The sequence below is a fragment of the Roseateles sp. genome (genome assembly GCF_036486225.1).
Lineage (GTDB): Bacteria > Pseudomonadota > Gammaproteobacteria > Burkholderiales > Burkholderiaceae_C > Roseateles.
Genome location: NZ_DASVNZ010000301.1, coordinates 1 through 8,049, shown reverse-complemented (window position 1 = coordinate 8,049; position 8,049 = coordinate 1). Strand labels below are relative to the sequence as shown.

Sequence of the window (8,049 nt, the reverse complement as noted above, 5' to 3'; positions counted from 1 at the left end):
TGCTGGACCAGGAGCAGACACTGCGAAAGGCCGCCTCCGGTCAGTACAGCCAGGTGGCCGCGCTGATCGCGGACGAGGACAAGCTGCGCAAGGAGCTGTCGAGCGAGGCCTTCAAGGCGCTGCCGAAAGAACAGCGCAAGCCGCGCGAGGACGCGTTGAAGGCGCTGCGCCAGCAATTGCAGGCGCAGCAGGGCGCGGCCGCCACGGCGCGTGAGGCGCTCGCGGCGCAGCGCCAGCAACTGGCCGTCGCGTATCCCGCATACGCGGACCTGATCACGCCGGCAACGCCCGGCGCCGCCGCGCTGAGCGGCCGCCTGCGCCCGGGCGAGGGACTGCTGGTCGTGCACGCGCTCGATGAGCAGACGCTCCTCTGGCTGCTGCGCGCCGATGCGCCGGCGCAGTTCCGCGCGGTGCCGGAGGGCGCGGCTGTGCTGGCCCGGCGTGTGAAGGCGCTGCGCCAGCGCATCGACCTCAGTGCGATGCCGGCGGGGCGCGAGGCGCCGCTCGCGCAGGCCTTGCCGGAACTGCATGCGCTGTATCGCGATCTGCTGGCGCCACTCAACCGGCAGGGGCTGGACACCTTGATCGTCGCCGGCGACGGACCGCTGGCGGGACTGCCACTGGCGGCGCTCGTGACCGAAGCGCCCGCCGCGGGCCGGCCGGTGGCCTGGCTGCTGCGGCAGCAGGCCGTGGTGCAGTTGCCGTCAGGTGCGTCGTTGCAGGCGCTGCGTCGGGCCGCTCCACCGGCAGCCGCACCGAAGGCCTTGCTCGGTTTTGGAGACCCCGTGTTCGATCGTGGCGTCGCCCAGCCACCGTCCATGCAGGCCGCGCAAGCCGCGCAGATCGCGCAGATCGCGCAGACCGGGAAGAGCCTGCCCTCCGCGCAAGCCGCGCAGAGCAAGCCGGGCGCGACGGTGCGGCATCTGCTCGCCCCGACGCCCACGCGTGCCGCCGGCAGCTACGACGCCCAACTCGGTTTCCGTTATGCCGACATCCCGCCGCTGCCGGAGACGCGCGCGGAGCTGCTTGCAATCGCGCGCACGCTCGGCGCCGATCCCGTCGCCGACCTGCGATTGGGCGCGGCGGCGACGCGCAGCGCGGTGCTGGCCGCGCCGCTGGCCGATCGTCGCGTGCTGGCCTTCGCGACCCACGGGCTGATGCCGGGCGAACTGCCGGGCATCTCGAAGCCGGCCTTGGCGCTGGCGGCCGAGACAGACGAATCCGCGTCACCCTTGCTGGAGCTCGACGACGTGCTCACGCTACGCATGAACGCCCAGTGGGTGCTGCTGTCGGCCTGCAACACGGCGGCCGGCGAGCAGGGCGGCGCGGCGATGTCGGGGCTGGTGCGGGGCTTCTTCTTCGCCGGCGCGCGGTCGGTGCTGGCGACACATTGGGCGGTGGAATCCGCCTCCGCCGCCGCATTGACCAGCGCGGCGCTGCAGCCCGCCGATACTCGCGCCGGCGGCCTGCGGCGGGCGCAGCTCCGGCTCGCCGATGGCCAGGAAGGGCAGGGCCGCTGGACGCATCCGTACTACTGGGCGGCCTACGCGCTGTTCGGCGATCCGGCGCAGTGATGATGTCGCCCGCCGCATTTACCCGTGATGAACACACCATGACGACAACGATGACACACGTGCTGAGGGACGCCGCGCTGATCGCGGCGATGACGATGGTCTCGCTGGCCGCGCGCGCGCAGGCCTGCGAGGTGGCCGCGCTGGCGGGCGACGCGACGCGCGTGGTCGCAGGCCAGGCGCAGCCGCTGAGGCTCGGGGACAGGGTGGGCGAGGGCGCCCAGCTGCGCACCGGCGACAACGGCCGCGTGCGGCTGCGCTGCCCGGACGGGTCCAGCCTGGTCGTCGGCGATCGCAGCCAGCTGACCCTGACCCGTCTGAACCTCGGCACCGACGCGGGCACGGGCGTGATGCCCGGTTATGCGGACGGCGCGCGCGATGTGTCCCTGCTGCTGGAACGCGGCCTGCTGGGGCAGAAGGTCACGCCCTCCGGCTCCGGCAAATGGGAGGTCCGCACACCGTCGGCGGTGACGGCGGTGCGGGGCACCGAGTTCCTCGTGGAAGTGGGCGACAACGAGCAGACCTCGGTGCATGTGCAGTCCGGCCAGGTCGCCGTGTTGCCGGGACCGCGCGCCGCGGGCCGCACCCGCGGGCTGGGCGCGCAACTGCCGGTCGTCGTCGAACGGGCCGGCGGCACTGAATGCGACGTGTCGCAGGGCTGCACCGCGGCGACGCCATGGCCGGCGGACAAGGTCCGCGCGGTGCTGGACCGGTTGTCGGGGGTCTGATGAAAGTCCCGTCGCGCTGGGCCTGGGCGCAGTTGATCGTCGCGCTGCTGGTGACCGCAGCCGTGGCGATGCTGTGGCTGTCGCGCCTCCAGGCCGGACCGCTGGCGCGTCTGGACGGCGTCGTGCAGGACGCGCAGACGCAGTGGCGCGGCCGCCTCGCGCCGGGTACGACCTATCCCATCACGCTGGTGCGTTTCGACGATGCCAGTGCCGCGCGCTTCGGCGGCATGGCGCCGGGGCGCCCGCTGCTCGCGGACGCGATCACGCGGCTGCAGGCGGCCGGGCCGCGCCTAATCGCCATCGACATGCTGCTGCTCGACGCGAAGCCCGACAGCGACGCGATGCTCGCGGCCGCCATGCGCGGGGGCGCGCCAGTGTTGCTGCCGTTCGCGCTGCCGCCTGCGGCGGGCGGCAACGGCGGCGCGGCTGCGGCGGCCTCCGCCGCTTCCTCTTCTTCGCCCTCTTCTTCGCCCTCTTCCTCTGCGGCCTCCGGCCCTGCCGGCAACGCGCCGCCCGGTCTGCTCGTGCAGGCCTTCATGCGTGCCGAGGGCACGCCGCGCAGCGCGCTGCTGCCCGAGCGCGCCGACGCACCGCCGGAACCGCTGCTGTCGGCGGCGAAGTCGCTCGGCCATGTCCAGGCAGAGCGCGAAGCCGACGGCGCTCTGCGCCATGACCTGCCGGCGTTGCTCTTGGATGGCGAGGTCTATCCGTCGCTGGCCGTGCGCATCGCCGGCGACGCGATGCGCCAGCCCTGGTCCGAGGCCACCTTGCGCTGGAGCCGGGATCTGCGCTGGGGGTCGCTGCGCGTGCCGCTAGATCTCCTGTCGCGGCAGGGCGTCAACTACTACGGCCCGGCGGGCACGTTCCCGTCGGTGACGATGGGCGACCTTGTCGACGGCAAGGTGCCCGAGGAAGCGCTGCGCAACCGCATCGTGATCATCGGCGTGTCGGCGCTCGGCGCCGGCGACCATTTCCCGAGTCCCTTCGACGCCGGCCTGCCCGGCATGGAGCGGCTCGCGACCGTCGTCGACAACATCCTGACCGGGCGCACGCTGACACGGCCGTCGTGGGCGTCGCTCGCGGAGCTGGGGGCCTTGCTGGTGCTGCCGCTGCTGTGCGCGCTGCTGCTCGCGCGCGGGTCGCTGTGGCGCGGCCTGCTGGTGGTGGCGCTGCTGGTCGGGGGTGGGCTCTACGGCGCCCAGTGGGCGTTCGAAGAGGAACACCTCGTCCTGTCGCTGGCCTATCCGCTGCTGGCCGTGGCGGCGGCCAGCCTGGCCGCGCTGACGCTGCGCGCGCTCGCCGACCAGTCCCGTCGGCGCGAGGCGCTTCGGCGCCTGACCGTGAGCGAGGAGCGATACGCGCTGGCCGCGCTGGGCGCCAACGACGGTCTCTGGGACTGGGACATCGCCGGGGATCAACTCGACGTCTCGGCGCGCTGGCTTGCGCTGATGGGCGACGCGCGCGCGCCGGGCGAGGCGCCCGCCACCGGCGTGAAGCGTGGCTTCTGGCGGCGCTTCGTGCGGGGCGCGGCATCGGACGCGGCGCGCGCAGGCATCGAGCGCTTCACGCGGCCGTTGGATGAGGCGGCGGCGGGCCTGTTCCGCGCCGATCTCGACGCTCATCTGCAAGGCCGCAGCTTCCAGTTCCACCACGTGCTGCATTTCGAGCAGGGTGGTCAGACGCGAGCCCTGCTGGCACGCGGCGTCGCGGTGCGGCAGGACGGCAAGCCGGTGCGCATGGCCGGTTCGCTGACCGACATCAGCGAGAACGAACGTCTGCAGGCCCAGGTCGCCCACGAGGCGCTGCATGACCGGCTCACCGGACTGCCGAATCGCGCGCTGTTCATGGAGCTGATCGCGCAGCGGCTGGCCAATCCGACACCTGGTGTCCCGATCGGCGTCGCGCTGGTAGGGCTGGATGATTTCCGCGCTTTCAACGAGCGCCACGGCCTGATGGCCGGCGATGCGGTGCTGGTCGAGAGCGCACGGCGACTGGCCGGCGGCACCGGACGGACGGCGCGCGCGGGGCGCGTCGTCGCGCGGCTGGGCGCGGACCAGTTCGGCGTGCTTTTCGAGGCCCGCATCGAGGCCGGCGCGCTCGTCGATCGCGTGCCCGAGTGGGCGCTGGCGCGCATCGAGGAACCTTACCTGTTCGAGACCCTCGACGTCGGCCAGGGCGCGGACGCGGGTGCGGCCCCTCCGACCCTCCCCGCCGCCTCCGCCCCGACTGCCCCGACTGCCCCGACCGCTTCAGCGGCGGCGTCGTCCACGCGCACCGGCGCGCACCGCCTCACGGCGTGCGCCGGCTGGGCGTTCACGGGGCAGGGCAACTTCAGTCCGGACGATCTGATGTCCGCCGCGGAAAGCGCGCTGGCCAGTGCCAAGGCGGCCGGCGCCGGTCATGCCCGCCTGTTCGATCCGGCGCGTCAACTGGTCGAGCAATCGCGGCGCTGGGTGAAGGAGAACATCGCGCGCGGCCTGGAGGCGGGCGAGTTCCAGCTCCATTACCAGCCCTTCGTGAGGCTGTCGGACCGGGCGCTGCTCGGCTTCGAGGCCCTGATCCGCTGGAAACATCCGACCCGCGGCATGGTGATGCCCGGCGACTTCATCCCCGTGGCCGAGGAGAGCGGCCAGATCGTCGAGATCGGCCGCTGGACGCTGATCGAGGCGGCGCTGCAGCTGCGTCGCTGGCGCGAGATCGGCTTCAAGGGCGAGATCGCGGTCAACGTGTCGGGCGTGCAGCTGGAGCGGGACGACGAATTGCTCAACGACGCGCGCGAGACGCTCAAGGCGCTCGGCGACGTGCCGGCGTCGCAGCTCAAGCTCGAGGTCACGGAAAGCATGGCGATGGCCAATCCGCAGCGCAGCGCCGAGGTGCTGCAGGAGCTGGCGCGGATGGGCTTCAAGCTGTCGATCGACGACTTCGGGACGGGGTATTCGTCGCTCGCCTACCTGCACCGTTTCCCGTTCGACACGCTGAAGATCGACCGCAGCTTCGTGATGCGCCTGGGCGCCGGTCGCGAATCGCGCGAGATCGTGCGCACCATCGTCGGCCTGGCCGACGCGCTCGGCAAGCAGACCTTGGCCGAAGGTGTCGAGGAAGAGGCGCAGGCGGTCCTGCTGGAGGAACTCGGCGTCCAGGTCGCGCAGGGCTGGCTGTTCGCCAAGGCCTTGCCGCCCGAGGACGCGAAGCGGCTCATCCAGACGGTGCCTTGGAAGAAGCCCGGCGCCTGATCCCAGGCGCCGGACCGCTTCCTGCCGCGGCCGTCATGCCGCGGCCGTCACTTCACGGTGAAGGTCCCGACGACGACGCCGTCGCCGCGGCCGCTCAGGCGCAGGACGATGTCCTTGTCCTGCTGCCGCGCGGTCGCGAACCCGGTGGACAGCCGCACCATGATCGTCGTCGAGGGCGCGATCACCTGCTGCTGGTGGCCGAAGAAGTTGGCCTGCACCGTGTAGGTCCCCGGCTTGGCCACGCGCAGCGAGAACTCCTCGGGGCCGTAGCCGCCGGTGAAGTCCCGCGACATGCGTCCGCCCTGACGCGTCAGCGCGTTGCCGTAGTACGCGCGCTCGCCGTCGGGATCGGTCACCCACAGGTCGATGTCGGTGTTGTCCGCGTCCCAGCTCATCACCACGCGCAAGGCCAGCGGGAGCGGGCGGCGCAGCCGCGCGTCGATCGCCGACAGGTCCAGCGCCTTGCCCTTGAGCCGCGAGCGTTCCGCGATGGCGTTCAGCTCGGCCAGCGCGATCAGCTCGACGTCGGGGAAACGGTTCTGCCACGGCCGGTTCACGACCTCCGCGAGCAGGTCCACCGCGCGTTGCGGCTCGCCCGCGTCGGCCCAGGTCAGCGCGAGATCGCGGTAGGACTGCGGCTCGTCGGGCGCCAGGCGCAGCACTTCCTCGAGGATGGGGATGGCGTCGCGCGGACGGCCCGCCTGCTTCAGCCGGTAGGCCAGGATGCGCAGCAGCTGGCGGTTGCCCAGGTCCATCTCGGCGAGGTTGGACAGCACGCGCAGTCCGAGTGCGGTCTGCCTGCGTTCGATCAGGCGGTCCGCGACGTCAAGGAAGAACGCCGAGCTGCGCAGGTAGGACGGCTTCTCGTCCAGGTAGATCGCGTAGAGGTCCTTGTCGGCCGCGCTCTTCAGGCGCTGGGCGTAGACCTCGTTGGGCTGCCAGGCGCGCAGGGCGATGTCGCCGTCGTCGGCCTGCCGCGCGCCTGGGGTCGTGGGAGCCTCGCGCAGACGCTGTGCCGGTGCTGCCGCGGCTGCCGTCACCGGCGCGGGGGATGGCGCTGCCACGCGCTCTTCCCGCGAGGAATCCGCAGCGATGGGACGGAGGGGGGCAGGCGCCATTGGGGCCGGGGCCGGGGCTGGCTCTGCCGGACGAATCACCGGTGCAGGTGCAGGCGCGGGGGCGGGTGTTGTGGACAACGTGATCGGGGCAGGCCTGGATTCCTGATGCGGGTGCACCGACATCGGCATCGGCGGCTCGAACGGGCGCGGCACCGACGCGTCGCGCCGGCTCTTGGCGGCGATCTGCTCGGCCACCTGCCGGGCGGCCGCGCGCATGGCCGGCGTTTCAGCCCACCACAGCACCTTGTCCTCGAAGCGCTGGATCACGTCGCGGCGGGACTGCGTGCGGTCGTCCTGACGCGCCGCGGTGCGCGTGGCCATCAACCGTTCCCATTCGGCGCGCAGGTCTTCGGGCGGCTCGATGTCGTGGCGGACGTAGTCGGCGGCGGTGTCCAGCACGATCAGCGAGGTCTCGCGCGTCACCAGCCCGAAGTCCATGCCCAGCCGACGGATCGCCTGGCGCTGGCCCGCGCGGTCGGCCTCCAGCCGGCCGAGGCGGAAACTGGCCCAGCGATAGGCGGCGAGCCCGACGGCCGGTGCGGCTTCGGACGTCTCGGCCGGGTCGGCAGACGTCGACGGCGTCGACAGCGTCGTTGCTGCGATCGACTCGGCGGCGGCTGCCACGCGCAAGGGCACCGTGATCGACCGGGGCGCGCCGCCGGGATTCGAGAGCAGCACCTTCATCGTCGCCTGCGGCTGCGTCATGACGCCGGCGATCAGCAGGCGGCCCGCCTGCGGAAGGACGGATCCCGTTTCCCACTCGCCGGCGCCCAGGCCGCTGATCTCGAGCACGCGAGGCCGCTCTTCGGCCATCAGGCGCACCGCCTCGGCGGTGTCCGCCGTGAGCAGGTCCGCGTAGGACCCGCCGCGCGATTCGGCCAGGCGGCGCAGGGCCGCCTCGGCCGCGCCCGCCGAGGCCGAGAAAGCGAACAGCGGCTTGCCGGTGGCCGGCAATCCGCCAGCACCCCAGGTGCCGAGGCCGTCCGAAAACAGCAGCGTCACGTCGCTGCCGTCGGGTGTGTCCATCGCGCCGAGCGCCGTCGCGCCGTCATACGGCACGCGTTCGAGGCGCTGGCGCAGCGCGCGCCAATCGCCGTCCCGGATGACGAAGCGCTCCACCGGTTCGGCGTCGTTGCGGACGACCTTGAGCCGCACCTCGACCGAACGCAGTGTCCGGAACCATTCGTCCAGAAGCGCGAACTCGCGGTCATGGTCCCGTGCGGCGCCCGAGGCGGACGCGTCCCACACCAAGCCCACCGTGCGCGGGACCGGCCGCGGCGACGGTGCCGTGTCGACCGGCACCTCGGCCAGGACGTAGGTCTTGCCCTTGAATCGCTCGGTGGTCACCGCCGGCGCGGCGAGGCGGGCCGGCAAGGCGATGCGCAACTCGCCGGAGGCA

General features: G+C 72.6%; 4 protein-coding genes. 3 read left to right on the top strand and 1 reads right to left on the bottom strand.

Annotated features, from left to right (window positions below; genetic code table 11):
- From VF536_RS19865 to VF536_RS19855, 3 genes are all read left to right on the top strand, one after another.
- Positions 1 to 1,574: CHAT domain-containing protein (locus VF536_RS19865; protein WP_331616602.1), on the top strand; the 1,574-nt coding region annotated here is incomplete at its 5' end.
- Positions 1,575 to 1,612: 38 nt separating this feature from the next.
- Positions 1,613 to 2,299 (top strand): FecR family protein, encoded by a 687-nt coding sequence (locus VF536_RS19860; protein ID WP_331616601.1) that lies wholly within the window; start codon positions 1,613 to 1,615, stop codon positions 2,297 to 2,299.
- Positions 2,299 to 5,532 carry an EAL domain-containing protein gene (locus VF536_RS19855; RefSeq protein WP_331616600.1) on the top strand — a complete coding sequence of 1,078 codons (3,234 nt, stop codon included), beginning with the start codon at positions 2,299 to 2,301 and terminating at the stop codon, positions 5,530 to 5,532. Before VF536_RS19860 ends, VF536_RS19855 begins: the two co-directional genes overlap by 1 nt.
- A 47-nt stretch (positions 5,533 to 5,579) precedes the next feature.
- On the opposite strand, the gene VF536_RS19850 is transcribed toward VF536_RS19855, so the two are convergent.
- The coding region (locus tag VF536_RS19850) for a DUF2135 domain-containing protein (RefSeq protein ID WP_331616599.1) at positions 5,580 to 8,049 on the bottom strand (2,470 nt) is incomplete at its 5' end.

Coding starts and splice junctions, on each gene's coding strand:
- VF536_RS19860 (WP_331616601.1), top strand. CDS start 1,613: ATGACGACAACGATGACACACGTGCTGAGGGACGCCGCGCTGATCGCG.
- VF536_RS19855 (WP_331616600.1), top strand. CDS start 2,299: ATGAAAGTCCCGTCGCGCTGGGCCTGGGCGCAGTTGATCGTCGCGCTG.